Origin of the sequence: Enterobacter hormaechei ATCC 49162, assembly GCF_001875655.1 — a bacterium.
Taxonomy (GTDB): domain Bacteria; phylum Pseudomonadota; class Gammaproteobacteria; order Enterobacterales; family Enterobacteriaceae; genus Enterobacter; species Enterobacter hormaechei.
In genome coordinates, this window is sequence record NZ_MKEQ01000001.1 from 2192758 (window position 1) to 2216338 (window position 23581).

Sequence of the window (23581 nt, forward strand, 5' to 3'; positions counted from 1 at the left end):
GCGCTTTTGCGCCGTTTTTTTTATTTCCAGATCCGCATCGTATCGTCATCCGGCGATGCTGGTGGCTCAGGCCGCTTCGGCTGTGAAAGTGAATACCAGTCGAGATGTCGGGTCAGGTACATCACGGCGAACAGCGCCAGCGCGAGAACCGCAGACCCCAATAGCAGCGCGCTATCCTCCGAGCGCAACAGGAACCACATCACCACGTCCAGCCCCAGTAGGGCCAGCACGAACAGCCCGCTGCGCTTCCAGCTTTTCAGCACAGCATGCAGGTACATCCCGTTCATCGCCGCGCCCACCAGACTTGCAACAACCCAGGCTGGTGTAAAGCCGACGTGTTCTGACAGCGCCAGCAGCACCAGATAGAACAGCACCAGCGAAAGCCCCACCAGCAGATACTGCATCGGGTGCAGGCGCAGACCGGTGAGAGTTTCGAAGACAAAGAAGGCCATAAACGTCAGCGCAATCAGCAAAATAGCGTATTTGATCGCCCGGTCAGTCAGTTGATACTGATCGGCGGGCGTGGCTACCGTGACGCTGAAAGCGGGGATCGACTCCCACGTCGGAGATTCACTGCCGTTGAACCAGCTCTCAAGGTTGTTCGCAAACCAGCTGCTCTGCCAGTTCGCCTGAAAACCGGAATCACCAATTTTGTGTTTCACCGGCAGATAGTTACCCATAAAGCCCGGATGCGGCCAGTTGCTGTTCAGCGCCATTTCACTGTTACGTCCCACAGGCACCACGGCAAAACTTCCCGTCCCCGCCAGATTCAGCGACATCTCCATGACAAACGTTTTTGGCTCCAGCGCTTTGTCCGTCAGCGGGATATGAATACCGGAAAGCCCCCCATACACGCCTGAACCCGGCTCTACGCTCAGCGTCTCACCGTTAATACTGGAGACGTTCACCGTGCCAATGCCGCGAGCATCGCCCACGCCAACAACGATAAACGGCTGCCCCAGGGTCATCGTCTCCCCTTTCAGTTGAGTGATTTTTTCGGTGTTGAATCGCGCTTTTATGTTGAGTTCAGTGTTCCAGATCTGACCGTCATAAATACCGATATTTCGGGACTCAACGTGCTGGTTACCCTCAACAAGCAGAGACTCCGGCAGGATGAAACGCATATAGCTTTTCTTGTACTCGACTTGCTTCTCATCCTCTGACTTGTAGAAGACCTCCGTGACCGGGATCGCCATCAGCGGGCCGACCAGTTTTTGCGGTCCACTGGTACTCTGGCGAAGCGTGTTTTCGACATCATTACGGTAGCTTTCACGCTCTGAAATGAGGTTACTCACCATACACAGCGGAACTAACAGCAGCAGAATGCACCCCAGCAGGGTGCTTACTTTCCAGAACAGGGGGGATTTCATCATTACGTCTCCTTTGCGATGAGGAGAGCGTAACCAGGCTGTGTGGGGGCAGTTTGAAGTTATGTGAAGGGACGGTGAAGTGTCAGCGTGGCCATCACGCCGCCTTCATCACGATTGCGCAATGTAATCTCTCCCTGATGCAGACGAGCCACCTCCTGGACAAAGGCCAGCCCAAGCCCGCTGCTCTTAACCCCATTCTCCCGCGGCAGGGAATAGAAGCGTTCAAAAATACGATCCCGCGCGTAATCCGGGATCCCGCTTCCGCTGTCGGTGACGATCAGCTGTATCTGCCCGTGCTCTTCCCGGGCCGCCAGTTCTATGGATCCGCCCTCCGGTGTGAAATCGATAGCGTTATCCAGCAAATTACCGAGCGACTGTTCGAGCAGGTCGGGATCGCCTTTAACATAAAGCGAAGCAGGCTGGAGGGTCAGCGCAATCTCTTTTGACGCCAGCTGCGCCGATCGCGCGTCAGCAAGCCGGGTAAACAGCGAGTCGACCCGGACGGCCTCGGGCGTAATCTCGACCCGATTTTCAAGCCGAGCCTGAGCGAGCAGTTTTTCAACCAGCGACTGCATGCGCGCGTTTTGTACCAGAATGTTATCGATGAACCGCGCAGCCACCTGCGGCGGCGGCTGCTCGGCGAGTATTTCCGCCGCGCCGCGTATGGCCGCGATCGGGCTTTTCAGCTCGTGGGTGAGCGCATGGACATAGCGTTCAATATAGTTTTTCCCTTCGAGGCGAATGCGCATATTTTCCAGCGCCTGGGCCAGCTTGTGCAGTTCGCTGCTGCCCGGATTGGGCAGCGGGAGAGGCGTGTCGGTGGTCACCGAGTCGGCGTAGCGCGATAACGTACTGATGGAACGGTTGATCCACCAGGCGACAAAAAGACCGATCAGCAAAGCAATGCCGAGCAGCGCCCCGCCTGCCCACAGAATTCGCCGCTCGCTGCGTTGAATAACCGGGGCCATCGCGCTGTTAGGTTTCCCCACCGACAGCACGCCGATGATTTTGCCCTGCTCCACAACCGGCGCGGCAACATACATCACCGTACTCTCCGGATCCTCGGGATTGATCTGAGTACTGCGCGCGCCGTATTCGCCGCGAAGCGTCAGCCAGACGTCGTTCCAGCGAGAGTAATCTTGTCCTAACGCCAGGCCTGTGGAATCAAACACCACTCTGCCCTGCGCATCGGTCATATAGACGTGATACTCGTTGCGCACCTTATGAATGCCGCCGATATTGGCGCGGAAAGGCCGCTGATGGAGCTGGGAAAAGGCCTGCGCCAGTTTGCCCTGCTGCGCATTGCCCGAAAGAAGATCCTCACGCCCGACTTCGGCGAGCAAGGTCGCGGTATCGATCAATGTGCCCTCGGTTGCCCTACGCACGCCGGGCTTCACTTCCTGAACAAAGATCGACAGCACAAACCACGCGGCGATGGCCACGATGAGGAAATATCCCAGCAATAACCGCATCCCAATGCGCATCAGTAAAGGCCCAGACTATAGCCCATACCGCGATGGGTGCTGATGGGTGAAAGCTCCTCGTTCACCGCCCGCAGCTTGGCGCGCAGGGTTTTGATGTGGGTATCCACAGTACGATCGAAACTGTCCCCGTCTTCACCCCATACCTTGTCCATGAGCTGCTGGCGAGAAAATACGCGTCCGGGCGCCTGTAACAGGGTTTTGAGCAGCAAGAATTCGTAGCGGGTCAGGGGCAATGCTTCACCGCACCAGCTGATTCGGGCTGCAGGTTCGTTCAGTTCAAACTGCCCGATACGCACCGTCTCTGCTGGCGCGGCGGATTTTTGCATCCGCCGTAAAATGGTCCTTACCCGGGCGCATACCTCGCGCGGGGAGAAAGGTTTGGCGACGTAGTCGTCTGCGCCCATTTCCAGGCCGAGGAGTTTATCCACTTCGTCACTGCGTGCCGTCAAAAACAGCACGGGCAGTGACGGATGCTGCGCCAGAAGCTGGCGGCAGAGCTCGAAACCACTGATGTCCGGCAGCCCGATGTCCAGAATGGCGAGCGCCGGAACCTGCCGCCGCGCCGCCTCCAGCACGGGTAGCCCCCGTTCAAACGCCTCTACCGCAAACCCTTCCTGCTGAAGCATGTAGATAAGCGTATCGGCAATACTGGTTTCGTCTTCAACCAGCCAGACCACAGGTTGTTGCATGGTTCATTCCTGTATCAATGCCACGGCATAATCGGCACCGCGCTAATCGCGTTTTTCGGTGAGCCTTCCACGACTTTGTCGGAATAAGCCAGATAAGCCAGGGTGTTGCGCTTCGCGTCATAAAAACGCACCACCTGTAGCTTTTTGAATACCAGCGAGGTCCGTTTCTGGAATACGACGTCGCCCTGCGCTTTGCCGTTTTTGATTTTGTCACTCAATTCCACCGGGCCAACCTGCTGGCAGGAAATGGCCGCGTCAGACGTGTCTTCAGCCAGACCCAGGCCGCCTTTAATCCCGCCCGTCTTCGCCCTGCTGACATAGCAGGTGACGTTTTTCACGTCCGGATCGTCAAAGGCCTCCACCACAATTTTGTGGTCCGGCCCAAACATTTTAAACACGGTATCCACGGAGCCAATTTGCTCCGCCTGCGCCACGCGCCCTGCCATCAGCGCCAGAGCCGCAAAGACTAAAACCTTGTATTTCATATTGTTACCATTCATAAAAAATTACGCTGAGCGATTATTCAACAGGTTAGGTAAAAATGTAGCAAGATCACAGGATTAGAATATATCCGCACATAAATCACCACAAAAAGCATTTATGCGCAAAAAAAACACTGAATGCTAAAACGTCAAAAAATGCTATTATCCGCTAACCTGTAAACAGGCACCTGCGGCAGTTTTAAGGATGAGGATAGTATATGGATCAGGCTGGAATTATTCGCGACCTGCTCACCTGGCTGGAAGGTCATCTCGACCAGCCATTGTCACTGGATAATGTGGCGGCAAAAGCAGGCTATTCCAAGTGGCATCTGCAAAGGATGTTCAAAGATGTCACCGGTCATGCTATCGGTGCCTATATTCGTGCACGACGGTTATCAAAGTCTGCTGTCGCGTTGCGCCTGACCGCGCGACCAATACTGGATATTGCTCTGCAATATCGCTTCGATTCACAGCAAACCTTCACCCGCGCCTTTAAAAAACAGTTCTCGTTAACGCCAGCGCTTTATCGTCGTTCGCCGGACTGGAGTTCCTTTGGTATGCGTCCGCCGCTGCGTCTGGGCGAGTTTGCGATGCCAAAATATGAAATCATCACCCTGCCGGAAACGCACCTGGTTGGCACCACGCAGAGCTACTCCTGTTCCCTGGAGCAGATCTCCGAGTTCCGCCATCAGATGCGTGTTCAGTTCTGGCGCGAATTTTTAAGCCACGCTCCGGCGATCCCGCCGATTCTGTATGGCCTGAACGAAACGCATCCAAGCCAGGAAAAAGACGACGAGCAGGAGGTGTTCTATACCACGGCGCTGACGCCTGACATGGCGAACGGTTACATTCATGGCTCGAAGCCTGTCGTGCTGGAAGGCGGCGAGTATGTGATGTTCTCATACGAAGGTTTAGGCACGGGCGTTCAGGAGTTCATCCTGACCGTTTACGGGACCTGCATGCCGATGCTGAATCTGAATCGCCGTAAAGGTCAGGACATTGAGCGCTACTATCCGGCGCATGATGCTAAACCGGAAGAAGGCCCTATCAATCTGCGTATGGAATTCCTGATTCCGGTACGTCGTTAACGCTGCAATTCGTCCAGTGCAGGGGCATCAAGATGCGAAATGTCCCCTGCCATCTCAACCACCCACCCCGATGCCAGCCAGGCACTTTCCTGATAGTCGATACGGGAAATGGAACAGTTGCGCAGACGCAAACGACGCTCGGCATAAGCCGGCAGTCCCAGAATGGTGCTCACCAGGCAACCCAGCGCGATACCGTGGCTCACCAGCAGCGGTCGGCTACCCGCAGGAAGTTTCAGGCACTCTGCCAGCGCGGCATGCATGCGCACGCTCAGCTCCTGCATGGATTCCCCCTCCGGGATGCGACCATCTTCAGTACCGTTCACCAGCGTGCGACGCCAGCCTTCTTCGGTTTCCGTCAGCGTATCGATAGGACGTTTTTCCAGCACCCCCATATCCAGTTCGCGCAGGCGCGGTTCGAGGGTGACGTCGCAGCCACAGGCATCGGCAATGATGCGCGCCGTCTGCTGCGTGCGGCCTAAATCACTGGAGATGACGTGAGTGATACCCAGCGTTCTGGCGCGCTCCGCCACCTGCCACGCTTGTTGCACACCCTTGTCGGTGAGAGGACTGTCTGACTGGCCTTGAATACGTCGCTCGGCGTTCCACTGCGTTTCACCGTGGCGAACAAGGTATACCTGTAACATGCTTTTTTTCCGTTATACTGCGATGAATTTTTTTAAATCGAGCTTAATTATGCACCATGTTGTCTCTGCTACCACCAATCCTGCCAAAATTCAGGCAATTCTAAGGGCATTTGAAGAGATCTTCGGCGAAGGATCCTGCCATATTGACGCCGTCGGCGTCGAGAGTGGTGTGCCGGAACAGCCGTTTGGCAGCGAGGAAACGCGCGCTGGCGCACGAAATCGCGTGGCGAATGCCAAAGCCGCCGCGCCAGACGCTGACTTTTGGGTCGCGATTGAAGCGGGCATCGACGAAGGCGCAACCTTCAGCTGGGTGGTGATTGAAAGCCGTGAGCAGCGCGGCGAAGCGCGTTCAGCCACCCTGCCCCTGCCGGAGATTATTCTGGAGAAAGTGCGCGAAGGCGAAGCGCTCGGGCCGGTGATGTCGCAGTACACCGGCATTGATGAGATTGGCCGTAAAGAAGGGGCCATTGGCGTCTTTACCGCGGGCAAGCTCACCCGTTCGAGCGTTTACCACCAGGCGGTGATCCTGGCGCTAAGCCCGTTTCATAACGCCATTTATCGTTGATCGCTCAATAAGACTGACTCGAGCCACTGGCGCAGCTCAACCGGCGCAGACTTCAGGCTGTTCGATCCACGGGTAATCGTCGCGATGCCCGCGCCCAGCTCGTTTTTCAGCTCGCGCTGGCTCATCTCACCGCGCAATAGCTCTTCAATAATCCGCACGCGCGTGCCCAGCGCCTCACGCTCGTCCGGCGTAAGCATCAGCTGCATGAGGGGTAGGTGCAAATCCTGCTCGTAAGACTGGCGAAGCAGCTCCACAAAACGAAGCCACTCCTGGTGACGCTGTTCGGCCATCGCCGAGGAATACGGGGAATGCTGGGTCATGTTATGCTGCCTCTTGTACTCATTAGCGAGTACAGCATAACACAACCCACGCCGATCAGTAACGTCTCTGCCACTCGGCATCGCTCATCAGGGTATCTTTCTGCCCCATGAAGTAGCGATAGTAGGCGTCATACGCCAGCACGTTCTTCACATAGCCGCGCGTTTCCGAGAACGGAATGCTCTCGACGAACGCCACGGCGTCGATACGCCCTGCGCTATTGCCAAGCCATGTCCGCACGCGGCCGGGTCCGGCGTTGTACGCCGCTGACGCGAAGATGCGGTTATTACCGAACTGCTGATAGACATACTGCAAGTAGCTGGTGCCGATATTGATGTTGGTCTCCGGATCCAGCAGCTGGGACGGGCTGCTGTAGCCTGGAATAGTAAACATCTTCACCGTGTGCGTCGCGGTGCCCGGCATAATCTGCATCAGGCCACTGGCCCCCACAGGAGAACGCACTTTCGGGTTCCACGCGCTCTCCTGACGGGCAATGGCCATCGCGTAACTTTGCGGAATGTCTTTGCCGCTGGTGTAACGTTCGAAGAGATCTTTATAAGCCAGCGGGAAACGCTCTTCGAGATGATCCCACAGCTTGCCGGCGATCGTCGCCTGTACGCTCAGATCCCACCAGCGATTATCAAACGCATAGCGGGCAAGCTGCGCTTTCTCATTCGTGGTGCGGCTGGTCACCAGGTTGGCCCATTCGCTGCGCGCGGTATTATCCAGATTCCAGTACATCAGCTCGCGCACGCGCGCCATTTCTGGCCCCTGCGTCAGCGCCGGGTTCGCGTTAGCTGGCGCTTTGTCGATCTTAAGGGTGTACTCCTCGCCCAGACGCTGCGCCGCCGCCATCGGGTAGAAGCCGCGCTGCTGCATCAGGGAGTGGAGGATCTCTTTGGCTTCGTCTTCACGACCACGCTCCAGCAACAGGTCCGCCTGCCAGTATCGCCATTCATCTTTCTCTTTGGCATCCATCGGCAGACGTGCCAGCCAGGTATTGAGACCACGACGATCGCCCGTGCCCAGCGCCATGCGCACGCGACGTTCCACCAGCGAGACAGAGTTTGAACGCATTACCGCATCGTCACGCCAGCGCGCCTGTTCGTCGGTCACATCCGTACCCATCAGTCGCCACGCAACAATGTCGCGCAGTTCCTGGGTTTGATCGTCATTCAACTTCTGGGCCTGCACCAGCTGCGGGATCATCAGCCGGGCGTTTTCCACATCATCACGCGCCACGCTGGTAAAGGCCACCGCCGCCATCTGGCGGGTAAAATCGGTTGCGCCAGTGGTGCGCGCAAACGTCAGCACGGTATTGGGATCGTTCGCCAGACTGATAACGGCAGACGCAATGGTCTGATAATCCGCTGGCATCTGGCCCGCCAGCACGGTGACCAGCCGGGTGTTTCCGGCCTTCATCGCCAGGCGAATGCGTTCCAGGTAAGAGAGCGGATCCTGCTTGCCCGAGGCGCGCCAGGCGCTGAAAAGCGGGTCACAGGCGTTTGGCTGGCTTTTCCCCGTCAACCACAACTCTTTCGCACCAGCCCAGGCTTCCTCCTGCTGACCGGTCGCCCATTTCGCATAATAGTAATTACACTGCGCTTCCGTCGCGCCCGGTTTATCCGGGCTGAAGGCCAGCAAACCGCGCCAGTCTTCGCGACGGGCCAGCTCGTTTACGAACCGGGACTTCAGGGTGCGCGCAGGCGGCAGGGTCGGGTTCGCCTGAATGAAGTTATTGACGGTGACGGTCGGTTGATTCATGAGATCGTCGGTGATCTGACGATACTCCAGATACGGATACAGCGGATAATCCTTCAGCGTCGGCATCAGCGCCTGGACGGTATCCATCTGCTTGTTGTCCCATGCCTGTTTAATCTGGGCATAGCGGCTACGTTGTTCATCCAGTGAATCGGCATGTACCGCCTGGCTTACCGCCATTACGCATACGCTGGCCGCCAGCAGACGCCAGACCACCCGTTTGGCTTTTTCCACACGCTCTTCCTCATTGTTTTTCGTCAGTTGCAGCGTCTTGCCACGTAAAAGTTACATCAACTTATGCTAACCAGGCATCCCACAACGCGCCACGTCATGGACACTTTTTTACCTTTCTTGCGCGTTTTAACACTCCCGACGTTCCTGGCTGGGATTAGGGCGTGAAAAAGGCTACACTTCGAGGCTGAAATTCCTTCTCATCACGATAAAAGAGGCGAAGTCCAACGTGGCTCAATTCGTTTATACCATGCATCGTGTCGGCAAAGTTGTTCCGCCGAAACGTCATATTCTTAAAAATATCTCGCTGAGCTTCTTCCCGGGCGCAAAAATCGGTGTTCTTGGTCTCAACGGTGCCGGTAAGTCCACCCTGCTGCGCATCATGGCCGGCATCGATACAGACATCGAAGGTGAAGCCCGTCCGCAGCCTGGCATCAAGATCGGCTACCTGCCGCAGGAACCTCAGTTGAACCCGGAACACACCGTTCGCGAATCCGTTGAAGAAGCGGTATCCGAAGTGGTTAACGCGCTGAAAGGTCTGGATGAAGTGTATGCCAAATACGCCGAGCCGGATGCGGACTTCGACAAGCTTGCTGCACAACAGGGCAAGTATGAAGAGATTATCCAGGCGCACGACGGTCACAACCTGAACGTGCAGCTGGAGCGCGCCGCTGATGCCCTGCGTCTGCCAGACTGGGATGCGAAAATCGCTAACCTGTCCGGTGGTGAACGCCGCCGCGTGGCGCTGTGCCGCCTGCTGCTGGAAAAACCAGACATGCTGCTGCTCGACGAACCGACCAACCACCTGGATGCGGAATCCGTGGCATGGCTGGAGCGCTTCCTGCACGACTTCGAAGGCACCGTGGTGGCAATTACCCACGACCGTTACTTCCTCGACAACGTGGCAGGCTGGATCCTGGAGCTGGACCGCGGGGAAGGTATTCCATGGGAAGGCAACTACTCCTCCTGGCTGGAGCAGAAAGACCAGCGTCTGGCGCAGGAAGCGTCTCAGGAAGCCGCCCGTCGTAAATCTATTGAGAAAGAGCTGGAGTGGGTGCGTCAGGGCGCGAAAGGCCGTCAGTCTAAGGGCAAAGCCCGTCTGGCACGCTTTGAAGAGCTGAACAACACCGAATACCAGAAACGTAACGAAACCAACGAACTGTTTATTCCACCTGGCGCACGTCTGGGGGATAAAGTGGTTGAAGTAACCAACCTGCGTAAGTCCTACGGCGACCGCCTGCTGATCGACGATCTGACCTTCTCCGTACCGAAAGGCGCTATCGTCGGCATCATCGGTCCGAACGGCGCGGGTAAATCCACCCTGTTCCGCATGATGTCCGGTCAGGAACAGCCTGACAGCGGCTCTATCACCCTGGGTGAGACCGTGAAGCTGGCCTCCGTTGACCAGTTCCGTGACGCCATGGATAACAGCAAAACCGTGTGGGAAGAGGTCTCCGGCGGTCTGGATATCATGCGTATCGGCAACACCGAGATGCCAAGTCGCGCCTACGTTGGCCGCTTTAACTTCAAGGGCACCGACCAGGGCAAACGCGTGGGCGAGCTGTCCGGCGGTGAGCGCGGTCGTCTGCACCTGGCGAAACTGCTCCAGGTTGGCGGCAACGTTCTGCTGCTCGATGAACCGACTAACGACCTGGACATCGAAACCCTGCGCGCGCTGGAAAACGCCCTGCTGGAATTCCCGGGCTGCGCGATGGTTATCTCGCACGACCGTTGGTTCCTGGACCGTATCGCGACCCACATCCTGGACTACCAGGACGAAGGTAAAGTGGAGTTCTTCGAAGGTAACTTCACCGAATACGAAGAGTACAAGAAACGCACGCTGGGCGCCGACGCGCTGGAGCCGAAGCGTATTAAGTACAAGCGTATTGCGAAATAAGTGCCTGAGTGCCGGGTGGCGGCTTCGCCTTACCCGGCCTACGGTACTGCGCAGTTTGTAGGCCGGGTAAGCGTGAGCGCCACCCGGCTTTTTTATTTGCCCACGTAGTACCGCTTCACCTCATCAAACTGCATTGCAAAGTCGATATAGCTCATTAGCGCAGGCGAATTCAGCTTGCGGCTCGGGTAGGCCAGCCAGAGATCGTTACCTTCAACGCTCCATTCTGGAAGCACCTGAACCAGCGCCCCCTTTTCGATCTTATCCTCCAGCAGAAAGGCGGGTAACAGCGTGATCCCCGCCCCGGCAATGGCACACTCACGGGCATATACCAGATTATCGGTCATGTGCGCGTTATCCGGCAGGTAGCGGTAATCCTCGCTCTCGCTTCGCAGAAGCCACTCCGACCATGCCCGGTGCGTAATGCAGCGGTGATCCACCAGTTGTCGGGGATGGGTTAACGGCGCACGACGCGCCAGATAGTCAGGCGAGGCAAGCATGTAGCGCGGACAGTGCCCAATCATGCGGCCAATCAGGGAGGAGTCCTGCGGTTTGCCGGTGCGCAGCGCCACGTCAAAGCCAGACTCGACCAGATCCACCACGTCGTCAGAGATCGACACATCCAGCGACACGTCAGGATAGCGAAGCTGGAACTCGGCATTCATATGCGCCAGCAGCGTCGCGCCAATCCCGGCCGGACAGGTGATCCGCAGCCGCCCGCTGGGGTTTTCGCGCAGGCGCTGAATGGCATACTCCGCGCGCTCGCTGGCCGCCAGCATTTCACGGCAGTGCACCAGATAGTGCTCGCCTGCAAAGGTCAGGCTGATCCTGCGAGTCGTGCGGTTAAGCAGGCGGATCCCCACCTGCTGCTCCAGCTGGCTTATCCGCTGGCTGACGCTGGATTTCGGCAGCTCCGCCTTCTGCGCCGCCGCGGTAAAGCTGCCCATCTCGGCCACCAGCGCAAACAGCGCCATATCCTGAAGCTGTTTAAACATGATTGTTCACCCTGTGCGAACGCTGAGTTCTTGATTGTCCATCTTATCATGCAGCTGACCACTTACTAGACTAGCCTCAACAAGACGCATTTCATTGAGGAGCACACCATGTCTGTTAAAGCCATTGCCGTTAGCCCAGAAAATCCCTCCACCTTTATTGAAATCGCCCCGCCGATGCCGCAGCCCGGCGAGCACGATCTGCTGGTTGAGGTAAAAGCCGTATCCATAAATCCGGTCGATACCAAAGTGCATGCGGGGATCGCCAAAAATGGGCTGAAAGAGCCACGCATTCTCGGGTGGGATGCCAGCGGGATCGTCAAAGCGGTTGGGGCTGGCGTCACCGGATTCAAACCGGGTGACGAAGTGTGGTACGCGGGAGATATCACCCGTCCGGGGAGCAATACTACGCATCAGCTGATCGATGCGCGTATTGTCGGGCACAAGCCCACAAGTCTTGGCTGGGCCGCCGCGGCTGCGCTGCCGCTGACGGCGCTTACCGCGTGGGAAGGCCTGTTTGAACGGCTGAACATTCAGGATGCCGACGCAGATAAGACTCTGCTGATCATCGGCGGCGCGGGCGGCGTGGGATCGCTGGCGATCCCGTTTGCGAAGCACAACAGCAAGGTGAAGATTATCGCAACCGCTTCGCGGGAAGAATCCGCCCGGTGGTGTCGCGATCGCGGGGCTGACGTAGTGGTCAACTACCGCGATCTGAAAGGCGAGCTGGCGAAGCAGGGGATCACCTTTGTGGATTACATTTTTATCCTCAACGACACCGACGGACACTGGGATGCGGTCAGCGATCTGATTGCGCCGCAGGGGCATATCTGTTCCATCGTTGAAAACGCGCATCCGCTGAACCAGGACAAGCTGAAGTCCAAATCTGCCGCCCTGCACTGGGAATTTATGTACACCCGCAGCATGTACCAGACCGCAGATATGGCGCGTCAGGGGGAGATTTTAAACGAGGTGGCGAAGCTGGTGGATGACGGCGTGGTGGAAAGCTCGCTCAGCGAAACGCTGCACGGGCTGAGCGTGGAAAGCATTACCGAAGCGCACCGCAGGGTGCTGGAGGGGCATATGCGGGGGAAAGTGGTGGTTGAGTATTGAGGTATTCCCCCCTCACCCCGGCCCTCTCCCCAAAGGGGCGAGGGTGTAATTATTCCCTCTCCCCTCTGGGGAGAGGGTTAGGGTGAGGGGTTATCTTTTAACCCTGCTCCCCCATCATCTCCTTCACCAGCTCGACGCAGCGCAGGAAGCGGGAGTCGTAGTCCGACTCCTCCACATGGACAAACTCAACGTTGTTTTCGTTGAGCATCTCCACCAGCATGGACTGGAACTCGCGCCTGTCCACGGAGCTGCCAAGGCTGCGCATGCCGTCAGCCACCCACGGCGTGTTGTTTTCCAGCAGGATCACCAGGTCAAAGCGGTATTCGTCAATCAGCGCCTGCACGAACGGGTGCTCGCGCCCCTCGTACTTCTTGCAGAACGCCTGCGTGGTGACGAAATCGGTATCAATAAACGCCACTTTGTTAGCGTATTTCACCGCGAAATCAATGTACTGGGCATGCCCGAGCGCGATTTTATCGTAGTCGGAATACTGCAACGCCATCTCGTCACCGCCGAGGTGTGAGAAGACGTAATCGCGGCCATACTCCCACGCGCTGGTAGTGTTGAAGATGTTCGCCAGCTTATTTACCAGCGTCGATTTCCCGCTCGACTCGCCGCCCAGAATAGCCACGGTGCGCACGAAGAACGGCTTCACTTCGGTCGGAATGTAATCCCAGTAGCGGAACGGGTTCTCGCGGATCTGCGCCCCGCTGATGTTCATGAACGTGCGTTTAGGATCGATCAGCACCGTCTCAATGCCCAGATGCTCGCGGAACTGCGGCGCGTCCGACTCTTCAGAGGTGTAGATCCAGTTAGGCGCGATGCCCTTCTCTTCCATAAACGCTTTGATGCCGTTGCTCCACACGTCCCAGCCGTGCGGGTACGGCTCCATGCCCTCTTCGTTGAAAGCATGAATGCGAATATTTTTCTGATACTTAAACGTCTGAAGCAGCCAGCGAAGGCGGTCCGGCACGGTGGGCTGCTGCGACATGGCGCTGTCTTCAAACAGCTGGCGATCGCGGGTTTCATCATAACCCATGATGATATGCAGTTCGTCAACCTGGCTACAGGCGCGCTGGATCAGATAGATGTGACCAGTATGCAGCGGGTAGAACTTACCGAACACCACGCCAATGTTCTTTTGCATTCGCGGAAATTCAAGCCCCAGAAAACGGTGCAGCGCTTCAAGCTTCTGCGCGCTGGGGCTTTTGATTTTGGCGTTCAGCAGTTGGCTCAGGTAGCCCTTGGTCATGCCGCTGGCGTCCGCCACCTGCTGCAACGTGCAGCCCTTCTGGCGGATAGCGGTCTTGATGTAGTCAAATGATGACATAAATTACGGTGCCTCCTGCAAAATCGAATACGTAATTATAAGTCGTCAAAGACATTTAACGCATCTGCGAGTTTTTTAACGCCAAAAACCTGCATCCCTTCCGGGATTTTTTTCGGCACGTTGGCGGCCGGAACAATCGCGCGGCGGAAACCGTGTTTTGCCGCTTCGGAGATACGCTCCTGGCCGCTCGGTACCGGGCGTATCTCGCCGGCCAGCCCCACCTCGCCAAACACCACTAAATCCTGCGGCAACGGTCTGTCGCGCAGGCTGGAGACCATTGCCAGCAGCAGCGCCAGGTCCGCGCTGGTTTCCGTCACCTTTACCCCACCCACCACGTTGACGAACACATCCTGATCCGCCATTTGCAGGCCGCCGTGACGGTGCAGGACCGCCAGCAGGATCGCCAGGCGGTTCTGTTCCAGACCAACCGCCACGCGCCGCGGGTTGCCCATCATCGAGTGATCCACCAGCGCCTGAATTTCAACCAGCAGCGGACGCGTTCCCTCCCACAGCACCATCACCGAACTGCCGGAGGTGATCTCGTCGCCACGGCTCAGGAAGATGGCCGACGGGTTGCTGACTTCGCGCAGCCCCTGCTCGGTCATGGCAAACACGCCCAGCTCATTCACTGCGCCAAAGCGGTTTTTATGGCTACGCAGGGTACGAAAACGGGAGTCCGCATCGCCGTCGAGCATCACGGAGCAGTCGATACAGTGCTCCAGCACCTTTGGCCCCGCCAGCGAGCCATCTTTGGTGACGTGGCCGACCATCACTATCGCCACGCCACGCGTTTTGGCAAAGCGCGTCAGGTAGGCTGCGGTTTCACGCACCTGTGCCACGCTCCCCGGCGAGGACTGGATGTCCGCCATGTGCATCACCTGGATGGAGTCGATCACCATCAGCTTCGGCTGCTCTTCTTCGGCGATCATGCAGATCTGCTCGATGCTGGTTTCCGACAGCATATTCAGATTGCCGGTTGGCAGGCCGAGGCGGTGCGCACGCATCGCCACCTGCTGGAGTGACTCTTCACCCGTCACGTACAGGGTTTTCATCTGTTCGGCGAGCTTGCAGAGCGTTTGCAGCAGCAGGGTCGATTTACCCGCGCCCGGGTTACCGCCGATCAGAATGGCGCTGCCCGGCACGACGCCACCGCCGAGTACGCGGTCAAATTCTTTGAATCCGGTAGAGAAGCGCGGCAGCGCCTCAAGGCTGATATCCGAAAGTTTTTGTACCTTCGACACGCCTGCATTGCCCGCATAGCCGCTCAGCCGTTCATTGCGGGCCACGCTCGGCGAAGCCGCCACACCACGCACTTCAGTGATGGTGTTCCAGGCATGACAGGCGCTGCATTGCCCCTGCCAGCGCGGATAATCCGCACCACATTCATTACAGACAAATGCGCGTTTTGGAGCTTTCGCCACGGTTTACCTCGTTATTTTTGATTAATGCTGCCGGAGAGAATGCAGAACACCCCCATCAGGTCAGCGTGACGGATAGTCACTTCCGTCTTTTCATTCACTTTCGGCTTGGCATGGAAGGCAATACCCAGTCCGGCCACTTTGATCATCGGCAGATCGTTCGCGCCATCGCCGATGGCAACGGTCTGCTCGACCGGAATGTCATATTTCTCCGCCAGACGCGTCAGCGTATTGGCTTTGTACTGCGCATCCACGATGTCACCGATGACCTGCCCGGTCAGCTTGCCGTCCATGATCTCCAGTTCGTTGGCCACCACGGTGGTCAGACGCAGTTTGTCACGCAGGTAATCGGCAAAGAAGGTGAACCCACCGGAGGCAATCGCCACCTTCCAGCCGAGCGTCTCCAGCTTGAGCACCAGCTGCGTCAGCCCCGGCATCAGGGGCAGTTCGTCGCGCACCTGACGCAAAATAGTCGCATCGGCCCCCTTCAGGGTCGCCACGCGCTGTCTCAGGCTGGCGGTGAAATCCAGCTCGCCGCGCATCGCACGTTCGGTGACTTCCGCCACCAGCTCGCCGCTGCCCGCCAGTTTAGCAATCTCGTCAATACACTCGATCTGAATGGCGGTGGAGTCCATGTCCATCACCAGCAGGCCCGGCGTTTTCAGGTGCGGAATTTTGCCGAGCGGGGCAACGTCCAGCCCGGCGTCATGCGCCAGACGGGTGGCGCGCTGCGTCAGGGAACCCGCCAGGCGAATAACCTGATAGTCTTCCACGCACCAGGCCGCAACGATGACCATCGCTGCGCCCAGTTTGGTTTGATACTGCGTGAGGCGTTGCTTATCCAGGCCGCGTCCGTACAGCAGCCAGCCGCTACGGCCAGCGTGGTAATCGAGAGGCATCACCTCATCGCCACTTAAAGAGAGCGGCAATCCTGGCCATAAAGAGACATCCGTTGGCAGGTCGCACCAGGTAATGTTCGGCATTGAAGCTCCTGTAATTTCGTTCGCGCCGGAAGGTTCCAGAGGGAAAATAACGCATGAGGCTACCCTGTAACCATCACTTCTGGCAACATTAAGCCGTAAATTTTAAGCAGGTGGAATATGGCTCGCGCAAAACTGAAATTCCGGCTTCATCGCGCCGTGATTGTCCTGATCTGTCTCGCACTATTAGTGGCGCTTATGCAGGGGGCATCCTGGTTTAGCCAGAATCACCAACGGCAGCGTAACCCGCAGTTTGAAGAGCTGGCCCGTACGCTGGCGCGTCAGGTGACGCTCAACGTTGCGCCGTCTATGCGCACCGAAACGCCGGATGATAAGCGGATAGCCCAGGTATTACGCCAGCTGACGGAAAACAGCCGCATTCTGGATGCGGGGGTGTACGATGAACAGGGCGACCTGATTGCCCGCGCGGGTGAGCACGTCGACGTGCGCGACAGGCTGGCGCTGGACGGCAAAAAAGCCGGTGCTTATTTCAACCAGCAAATCGTCGAACCTATTCAGGGCAAGAATGGTCCGCTCGGGTATCTGCGCCTGACGCTTGACACTCACACCCTGCCAACCGAAGCCAAACAGGTGGATAACACCACCAATATTTTGCGCCTGATGCTGCTGCTCTCACTGGCGACTGGCGTGGTACTGGCGCGCACGTTGCTGCAAGGCAAGCGCACCCGCTGGCAACAGTCACCGTTCCTGTTAACCGCCAGCAAGTCGGTCCCCGAAGAGGAAGAGAGCGAGAAGAAAGAATAGTGGTAAAGTAGGCGGATGATTCGGAAAAGGAACTCTGCCATGACGACGTTACGCCTGCTTATCTCTGACTCTTACGATCCCTGGTTTAACCTGGCGGTGGAAGAGTGCATCTTTCGCCAGATGCCCGCCACCCAGCGCGTCCTGTTTCTCTGGCGCAACGCTGATACGGTCGTTATTGGTCGCGCGCAAAATCCGTGGAAAGAGTGTAACACCCGCCGTATGGAAGAGGACAACGTCCGCCTGGCGCGCCGGAGCAGCGGCGGCGCGGTGTTTCACGATCTGGGCAATACCTGCTTTACCTTTATGGCAGGCAAACCGGAGTATGACAAAACCATCTCCACCGCTATTGTGCTCAACGCGCTCAATGCCCTCGGCGTGACGGCTGAAGCTTCCGGACGTAATGACCTGGTGGTGAAAACCCCTGAAGGCGACCGGAAAGTGTCAGGCTCAGCCTACCGCGAAACAAAGGATCGCGGATTCCACCATGGCACCCTGCTTCTTAACGCTGATCTGAACCGCCTTGCGAATTACCTTAACCCCGACAAAAAAAAGCTTCAGGCAAAGGGAATTACCTCTGTACGTGGTCGTGTGGCTAATCTGGTTGAACTTCTGCCGGATATTACGCACGAGCGGATCTGTGAAGCCGTTCGCGAGGCGTTTTTTGCCCATTACGGTGAGCGCGTTGCAGCAGAAATTATCTCACCGGATAACACCCCGGACCTGCCCAACTTTGCAGAGACGTTCGCGCGACAGAGCAGCTGGGAATGGAATTTCGGCCAGGCCCCCGCGTTTTCGCATCTGCTGGACGAACGGTTCGCCTGGGGCGGAGTAGAACTGCACTTCGACGTTGAAAAAGGGCATATCACCCGTACGCAGATTTTTACCGATAGCCTCAATCCGGCACCGCTGGAAGCGCTGGCCGCGCGTTTACAGGGGTGTTTGTACCGTGCGGATATGCTCCAGCAGGAGTGTGATGCGCTGCTGGTTGATTTCCCGGAACAGGAAAATGAGCTGCGGGCGCTTTCAGCGTGGATAGCAGGCGCGGTGCGCTAACCTATCCGGGCGCATTCCACGGCAGATTGAGCTTATTATCAATTTAAACTTTATAATCAATGAAGAAAAAATAATTAAAGTAGAGTGACTGGTCTGATTATCATCATCCTGATTTGCACAATTTGTGCTATAGCCCGTGGTTGATTATTACTATCAAGGAAATGATATGAAGAAGTCCTCAATTGCCGCCGCCCTTTTTTGCGCGGCCTTTATGACTACTGCCCATGCAGCAGAAACCGCCGTTCTTAAATTAAAAGGTACGTTAACCAATTCTGCCTGTACACCTGAACTGAGCAATGGCGGTATTGCCGATTTTGGTTATATCCGTACGGCGGAATTAAGCGCGACACAAACAAACCAGATCGGAAAACGCGACATTACGCTGACAATTAACTGCCAGACCAAAACCCAGGTAGGCTGGAGCATTGTTGACAACCGCGCGGACAGCTTACCAAGTCCTTTCATTACCGTTGATGATGCCGCTGCGAACGGTGAATATGCCTTTAGCGGATCGTCCACGTTTGGCGTTGGAAAAACGCCAGGTGGCGTTAACATCGGTGCCTATGCCGTCTATGCCGATCTGCCGAACGTAACGGGTAATGGCATTGCTGTTGATGTTCTTTCTCATGCAGGCGATAGCTCCACCTGGACTAAGAGCACCACGGGTCGCCCGACGATCGGTGTCGATGTCTTTACCGTTACGAACAAGGGTGAGAAAGAGCCTATTGCATTTACCGAAGCCGTGTTCCCACTGAAAGTGGTACTGGCTGTTCAGGCTACCGACAAGCTGTCGATCACTGACGACGCGCCGTTAGATGGTCAGGCGACCATCAGCCTTACTTATCTGTAATTTGCAGAAATAAAAAAGCCTCCGTCACGACGACGGAGGCTTTTTAGTAATAGCGTTACGCTTTATCGCCCAGCAGAACGGATTCCAGCGCGATTTTGATCATGTCGTTGAAGGTGGTCTGACGCTCGGCAGCAGTGGTCTGCTCGTGGGTACGGATGTGGTCGGACACGGTGCAGATGGTCAGCGCTTTCGCACCAAACTCAGCCGCCACGCCGTAGATACCCGCCGCTTCCATTTCCACGCCCAGGATGCCGTATTTTTCCATCACGTCGAACATGTCGCCTTCTGGCGAGTAGAACAGATCGGCAGAGAACAGGTTGCCCACGCGCGCGTCAACGCCCAGCGCTTTTGCCGCGTCAACCGCGTTACGCACCATGTCAAAGTCAGCGATTGCCGCAAAGTCATGATCTTTAAAGCGGATGCGGTTGACTTTGGAGTCGGTACACGCGCCCATGCCGATCACCACGTCACGCAGCTTAACGTCCATACGTACCGCGCCACAGGAGCCGACACGGATGATTTTCTTCACGCCGAAATCGGTGATCAGCTCTTTGGTGTAGATGGAGCAGGATGGGATACCCATGCCGTGACCCATCACGGAGATTTTGCGGCCTTTATAGGTGCCGGTGAAGCCCAGCATGCCGCGCACGTTGTTCACTTCACGCACGTCTTCGAGGAAAGTTTCTGCAATGTGCTTCGCGCGCAGCGGGTCGCCCGGCATCAATACGACGTCAGCGAAATCACCCATTTCTGCATTAATGTGAGGAGTTGCCATCTTCAGTTCCTTTTACATTGTTGTTTTTGCCGGGTGGCGGCTACGCCTTACCCGGCCTACATTCTGTTCTCCCTCTCCCACGGGGAGAGGGCCGGGGTGAGGGCATCAGGCCGCACCCAATCCGTTTAGAACATAGCCTTGCCATATTCCATGTCAGACGTACCAAAGTATTTCGCAATGGTCTGGCCGATGTCCGCGAAGGTTTCACGGTGACCGAGCGAGCCCGGTTTGACTTTCGGGCCATACACCAGCACCGGAATGTGTTCACGGGTGTGATCGGTACCGGTCCAGGTCGGGTCACAGCCATGGTCAGCGGTCAGGATCAGAATGTCATCTTCCCCCACCAACTCCATCAGCTCTGGCAGACGGCGGTCAAACAGCTCCAGACCCGCAGCATACCCGGCGACGTCGCGACGGTGGCCCCAGGAGGAGTCGAAGTCCACGAAGTTGGTGAAGACAATCGTCTTATCACCCGCTTCTTTCATCTCTTTGATGGTGGCGTCGAACAACGCATCCAGACCGGTCGCTTTGACCTTTTTGGTAATGCCGCAGTTGGCGTAAATGTCCGCGATTTTACCCACGGAAACGACCTGACCGTCTTTCTCGTCGACGAGTTTTTGCAGCACGGTCGGCGCCGGTGGCTCCACGGCCAGATCGTGACGGTTGCCGGTACGCTGGAAGTTACCCGCTTTGTCGCCGATAAACGGACGCGCGATAACACGGCCAATGTTATAGCCGCCTTCGGTCAGCTCTTCACGCGCGATTTCGCACAGTTCGTAGAGTTTATCCAGACCAAAGGTCTCTTCGTGGCAGGCGATCTGGAACACGGAGTCAGCGGAGGTGTAGAAAATCGGCTTACCGGTTTTCATGTGCTCTTCGCCGAGCTGATCCAGAATCACGGTACCGGAAGAGTGGCAGTTGCCGAGGTAGCCCGGCAGGTTAGCGCGCTGCACCAGCTTATCCAGCAACTCCTGCGGGAAGCTGTTCTCGTGATCGGAGAAATACCCCCAGTCAAACAGCACCGGCACGCCAGCGATTTCCCAGTGACCGGACGGGGTATCTTTACCGGAAGAGAGCTCGTGCGCCCAGGCGTAGGCGCCCACCACTTCCGCGTTACCGTCCATACCGGCTGCGATTTTACCGGTAGAGCCTTCATGCGCTTTTACCAGCCCGAGGCGGGTCAGGTTTGGCAGGGTCAGAGGTCCTTTACGACCGTTGTCCGCTTCGCCTTTGGCACAGGCTTCCGCGATGTGACCCAGGGTATCGGAACCCACGTCACCAAAACGTTCTGCATCTTCGGTTGCGCCGATGCCGAATGAGTCCAGCACCATAATAAATGCACGTTTCATAATTGTTCTCCGTACTTAGTGCTTCATAAAAATGCGATCAGATCAGTATACCGCTATTCAGTGATACGACGATAGACCGTCGGTGTGGTTTCCGGTGCTTTATCGTCAAGAGATATTGCCGCTTTCACCGCTTTCGCCGCGTCCTGCCAGCTGGCTTCGTCTTTCGCGTGGATCACCGCCAGCGGACGCTGGCCGTCAACGCTGTCGCCCAGACGGGCCATATCGGTAAAGCCGACGCTGTAATCAATGGTGTCCGATGCCTGACGACGACCGCCGCCCATAGAGACGACAGCCATGCCGAGCGCGCGGGTATCCATAGCCGAAACAAAACCTTCGCTGTCCGCATAAACGGCTTTGCTGAGCATCGCGGTTGGCAGGTATTTCGCGTAGTTTTCCACGAAGTCGGTCGGGCCTTTCTGCGCCGCGACCATCCGACCAAAAATCTCCGCCGCTTTGCCGTTGTCCAGCACCGCCTGCAATTTCGCGCGTGCTTCCGCATCGTCTTTCGCCAGCTTGCCGGAGTTCAGCATCTCCACGCACAGCGCCATGGTGACGTCGAACAGGCGCGGATTGCGGTATTCGCCTGTAAGGAACTGCACGGCCTCGCGGACTTCGACGGCGTTACCGGCGCTGGAGGCCAGCACCTGGTTCATGTCCGTCAGCAGCGCGGTGGTGCGCACGCCCGCGCCGTTGGAGACGCCAACGATCGCCTCGGCCAGCGCCTCAGAGAGTTCATAGGTTGGCATAAATGCGCCGCTGCCCACTTTCACATCCATCACCAGCGCGTCCAGCCCTTCCGCCAGTTTTTTGGCAAGGATAGAGGCGGTGATCAGCGGGATGGAGTCTACGGTCGCGGTAATATCACGCGTTGCGTAGAAACGCTTGTCTGCCGGAGCAAGAGAGCTGGTCTGGCCGATAATTGCCACACCAACGTCTTTAATAATGTCGCGGAAACGGCTGTCATCCGGGAAGATATCGAAGCCCGGAATGGCTTCCAGTTTGTCGAGCGTCCCGCCGGTGTGGCCCAGGCCGCGCCCGGAAATCATTGGGATGTAACCGCCGCAGGCCGCCACCATAGGGCCAAGCATCAGGGAGGTCACGTCGCCCACGCCGCCGGTGGAGTGTTTGTCCACAATTGGGCCGTTGAGGTTGAGGCTTTTCCAGTCCAGAACGGTTCCTGAATCTCGCATCGCCATGGTCAGCGACACGCGCTCAGGCATAGACATATCGTGGAAGAAAATGGTCATCGCCAGAGCCGCAATCTGCCCTTCTGAGACGGTGTTATCACGAATGCCGTTGATAAAGAAGCGGATCTCTTCGTCGCTTAATGCATGACCATCACGTTTTTTACGAATAATTTCTTGTGCGAGAAACACGGTAACCCCCATGCGGAATCGGGTGAATGGCGGCGGGTATGTTGACCCGCCCTACGATCCTGTAGGCCGGGTTAGCGTAGCGCCACCCGGCAATTCAAACTTAGTAGCTGCTTGCGCTCTTACCGTCGCCGTGACCCAGCGCCTTCAGCAGGCTGGCCAGCAGGCTGGATGCGCCGAAGCGGTAGTGGCGGGAATCGGCCCAATCGGCACCGAACAGCTCGTCGGCAATCGCCAGGAACTGCTGCGCGTCTTCCGCGGTACGCACGCCACCCGCCGGTTTGAAGCCAACGGTTTTGGACACGCCCATATCGCGAATAACTTCCATCATGATGCGCGCGCTTTCCGGCGTAGCGTTGACCGGCACTTTACCGGTAGAGGTTTTGATGAAATCCGCACCGGCTTTGATGGAGATTTCAGACGCTTTACGAATCAGCGCCTCTTCTTTCAGCTCGCCGGTTTCGATGATCACTTTCAACAGCACGTTTGCCGCCGCGCACGCGTCTTTACAGGCTTTCACCAGGTCAAAACCGACCTGCTCGTTGCCCGCGATCAGCGCGCGGTACGGGAACACCACGTCAACTTCGTCTGCGCCGTACGCAATCGCCGCGCGGGTTTCCGCCAGCGCGATCTCGATGTCGTCATTGCCGTGCGGGAAGTTAGTTACGGTTGCAATGCGCACATCCGGCGTGCCCTGCTCTTTCAGCGTTTTGCGGGCAATCGGGATAAAGCGCGGGTAGATGCAGACGGCGGCGGTGTTACCCACTGGCGTTTTCGCCTGATGGCACAGGGCGATGACTTTTTCATTGGTGTCGTCATCGTTCAGGGTGGTCAGGTCCATCAGTTTCAACGCACGCAGGCTGCTTGCAGTTAAATCGGTCATAACATTCTCCAACGGCAGTGCCGTATAAATTTTACCTTGCGGGTCTGTGAGTATTCTAACATTCACCCGCATCCACACTTCGACATTCATCACAGTTAATGAAAACTGTGTGCAAATTTGCATTACTGTAATGAGATCGTCTTCAAACTTTAGCGCGTTAATTGCTGACTAAAT

At 56.9% G+C, this 23581-nt stretch carries 22 protein-coding genes; 7 read left to right on the forward strand and 15 right to left on the reverse strand.

What is annotated here, in order from left to right; all coding sequences use genetic code 11:
• Positions 1-20: 20 nt before the first annotated feature.
• Genes creD through creA form a run of 4 tightly spaced genes read right to left on the reverse strand, consistent with a single transcriptional unit; the run spans position 21 to position 4028 of the window.
• Positions 21-1373 (reverse strand): cell envelope integrity protein CreD, encoded by a 1353-nt coding sequence (gene creD, locus BH712_RS11005; RefSeq protein ID WP_006810182.1) that lies wholly within the window; start codon positions 1371-1373, stop codon positions 21-23.
• 56 nt (positions 1374-1429) lie between these two features.
• Positions 1430-2854 (reverse strand): two-component system sensor histidine kinase CreC, encoded by a 1425-nt coding sequence (gene creC, locus BH712_RS11010; protein WP_006810183.1) that lies wholly within the window; start codon positions 2852-2854, stop codon positions 1430-1432.
• Positions 2854-3543 carry a two-component system response regulator CreB gene (gene creB / locus BH712_RS11015; RefSeq protein ID WP_006810184.1) on the reverse strand — a complete coding sequence of 230 codons (690 nt, stop codon included), beginning with the start codon at positions 3541-3543 and terminating at the stop codon, positions 2854-2856. Before creB ends, creC begins: the two co-directional genes overlap by 1 nt.
• Positions 3544-3557: 14 nt before the next feature.
• Complete coding sequence (creA, locus tag BH712_RS11020) at positions 3558-4028, reverse strand: protein CreA (RefSeq protein ID WP_003856503.1); 471 nt, start codon at positions 4026-4028, stop codon at positions 3558-3560.
• A gap of 215 nt (positions 4029-4243) precedes the next feature.
• On the opposite strand from creA, the gene robA reads away from it, so the two are divergent.
• Positions 4244-5113 (forward strand): MDR efflux pump AcrAB transcriptional activator RobA, encoded by an 870-nt coding sequence (gene robA, locus BH712_RS11025; protein WP_006810186.1) that lies wholly within the window; start codon positions 4244-4246, stop codon positions 5111-5113.
• Here robA and gpmB read toward each other — a convergent pair.
• A complete protein-coding gene (gpmB, locus tag BH712_RS11030; RefSeq protein WP_006810187.1) occupies positions 5110-5757 on the reverse strand; it encodes a 2,3-diphosphoglycerate-dependent phosphoglycerate mutase GpmB in 648 nt (215 codons plus the stop codon). The genes robA and gpmB overlap by 4 nt on opposite strands.
• Positions 5758-5806: 49 nt before the next feature.
• On the opposite strand from gpmB, the gene yjjX reads away from it, so the two are divergent.
• Positions 5807-6322, forward strand: a complete 516-nt coding sequence (gene yjjX, locus BH712_RS11035; RefSeq protein ID WP_032673791.1) for an inosine/xanthosine triphosphatase — start codon at positions 5807-5809, stop codon at positions 6320-6322.
• Here the strand turns inward: yjjX and trpR are convergent.
• Positions 6313-6642, reverse strand: coding sequence for a trp operon repressor (trpR, locus tag BH712_RS11040; RefSeq protein ID WP_024907404.1), 330 nt, complete (start codon positions 6640-6642; stop codon positions 6313-6315). The genes yjjX and trpR overlap by 10 nt on opposite strands.
• A 55-nt stretch (positions 6643-6697) precedes the next feature.
• Positions 6698-8635, reverse strand: coding sequence for a murein transglycosylase (sltY, locus tag BH712_RS11045; protein ID WP_006810190.1), 1938 nt, complete (start codon positions 8633-8635; stop codon positions 6698-6700).
• A gap of 226 nt (positions 8636-8861) precedes the next feature.
• On the opposite strand from sltY, the gene ettA reads away from it, so the two are divergent.
• Entirely contained in the window at positions 8862-10529 is a 1668-nt protein-coding gene (gene ettA, locus BH712_RS11055; RefSeq protein ID WP_006810191.1) for an energy-dependent translational throttle protein EttA, read from the forward strand.
• A 92-nt stretch (positions 10530-10621) separates the two neighbouring features.
• On the opposite strand, the gene BH712_RS11060 is transcribed toward ettA, so the two are convergent.
• The gene (locus tag BH712_RS11060) at positions 10622-11521 is read right to left on the reverse strand and encodes a LysR family transcriptional regulator (RefSeq protein WP_006810192.1); all 900 of its coding nucleotides are present in this window, start codon (positions 11519-11521) and stop codon (positions 10622-10624) included.
• A gap of 108 nt (positions 11522-11629) precedes the next feature.
• On the opposite strand from BH712_RS11060, the gene BH712_RS11065 reads away from it, so the two are divergent.
• Positions 11630-12631: a zinc-binding alcohol dehydrogenase family protein gene (locus BH712_RS11065; protein WP_006810193.1), complete on the forward strand. Its 1002-nt coding sequence runs from the start codon at positions 11630-11632 to the stop codon at positions 12629-12631.
• A 97-nt stretch (positions 12632-12728) separates the two neighbouring features.
• On the opposite strand, the gene nadR is transcribed toward BH712_RS11065, so the two are convergent.
• The 3 genes from nadR to serB are packed head-to-tail and all read right to left on the reverse strand — an operon-like array spanning position 12729 to position 16362.
• Positions 12729-13961 carry a multifunctional transcriptional regulator/nicotinamide-nucleotide adenylyltransferase/ribosylnicotinamide kinase NadR gene (gene nadR, locus BH712_RS11070; protein WP_006810194.1) on the reverse strand — a complete coding sequence of 411 codons (1233 nt, stop codon included), beginning with the start codon at positions 13959-13961 and terminating at the stop codon, positions 12729-12731.
• 35 nt (positions 13962-13996) lie between these two features.
• Positions 13997-15382 carry a DNA repair protein RadA gene (gene radA, locus BH712_RS11075; RefSeq protein ID WP_003856523.1) on the reverse strand — a complete coding sequence of 462 codons (1386 nt, stop codon included), beginning with the start codon at positions 15380-15382 and terminating at the stop codon, positions 13997-13999.
• A gap of 11 nt (positions 15383-15393) precedes the next feature.
• Positions 15394-16362 (reverse strand): phosphoserine phosphatase, encoded by a 969-nt coding sequence (gene serB / locus BH712_RS11080; protein ID WP_006810195.1) that lies wholly within the window; start codon positions 16360-16362, stop codon positions 15394-15396.
• 117 nt (positions 16363-16479) lie between these two features.
• On the opposite strand from serB, the gene BH712_RS11085 reads away from it, so the two are divergent.
• The 3 genes from BH712_RS11085 (at position 16480) to BH712_RS11095 (ending at position 19027) form a co-directional block, all read left to right on the forward strand.
• Positions 16480-17124: a YtjB family periplasmic protein gene (locus BH712_RS11085; RefSeq protein ID WP_006810196.1), complete on the forward strand. Its 645-nt coding sequence runs from the start codon at positions 16480-16482 to the stop codon at positions 17122-17124.
• 39 nt (positions 17125-17163) lie between these two features.
• The gene (gene lplA / locus BH712_RS11090) at positions 17164-18177 is read left to right on the forward strand and encodes a lipoate--protein ligase (RefSeq protein ID WP_032673659.1); all 1014 of its coding nucleotides are present in this window, start codon (positions 17164-17166) and stop codon (positions 18175-18177) included.
• 166 nt (positions 18178-18343) lie between these two features.
• Positions 18344-19027 carry a DUF1120 domain-containing protein gene (locus BH712_RS11095; protein WP_006810198.1) on the forward strand — a complete coding sequence of 228 codons (684 nt, stop codon included), beginning with the start codon at positions 18344-18346 and terminating at the stop codon, positions 19025-19027.
• Between the two features lie 55 nt (positions 19028-19082).
• On the opposite strand, the gene deoD is transcribed toward BH712_RS11095, so the two are convergent.
• From deoD to deoC, 4 genes are all read right to left on the reverse strand, one after another.
• Positions 19083-19802 (reverse strand): purine-nucleoside phosphorylase, encoded by a 720-nt coding sequence (gene deoD, locus BH712_RS11100; protein WP_006810199.1) that lies wholly within the window; start codon positions 19800-19802, stop codon positions 19083-19085.
• A gap of 125 nt (positions 19803-19927) precedes the next feature.
• The gene (deoB, locus tag BH712_RS11105; RefSeq protein ID WP_006810201.1) at positions 19928-21151 is read right to left on the reverse strand and encodes a phosphopentomutase; all 1224 of its coding nucleotides are present in this window, start codon (positions 21149-21151) and stop codon (positions 19928-19930) included.
• Positions 21152-21204: 53 nt separating this feature from the next.
• On the reverse strand, positions 21205-22527 hold the full coding sequence (deoA, locus tag BH712_RS11110; RefSeq protein ID WP_032673792.1) for a thymidine phosphorylase: 1323 nt from the start codon (positions 22525-22527) through the stop codon (positions 21205-21207).
• 100 nt (positions 22528-22627) lie between these two features.
• Positions 22628-23407 carry a deoxyribose-phosphate aldolase gene (gene deoC, locus BH712_RS11115; RefSeq protein WP_003856543.1) on the reverse strand — a complete coding sequence of 260 codons (780 nt, stop codon included), beginning with the start codon at positions 23405-23407 and terminating at the stop codon, positions 22628-22630.
• Positions 23408-23581: the final 174 nt, after the last annotated feature.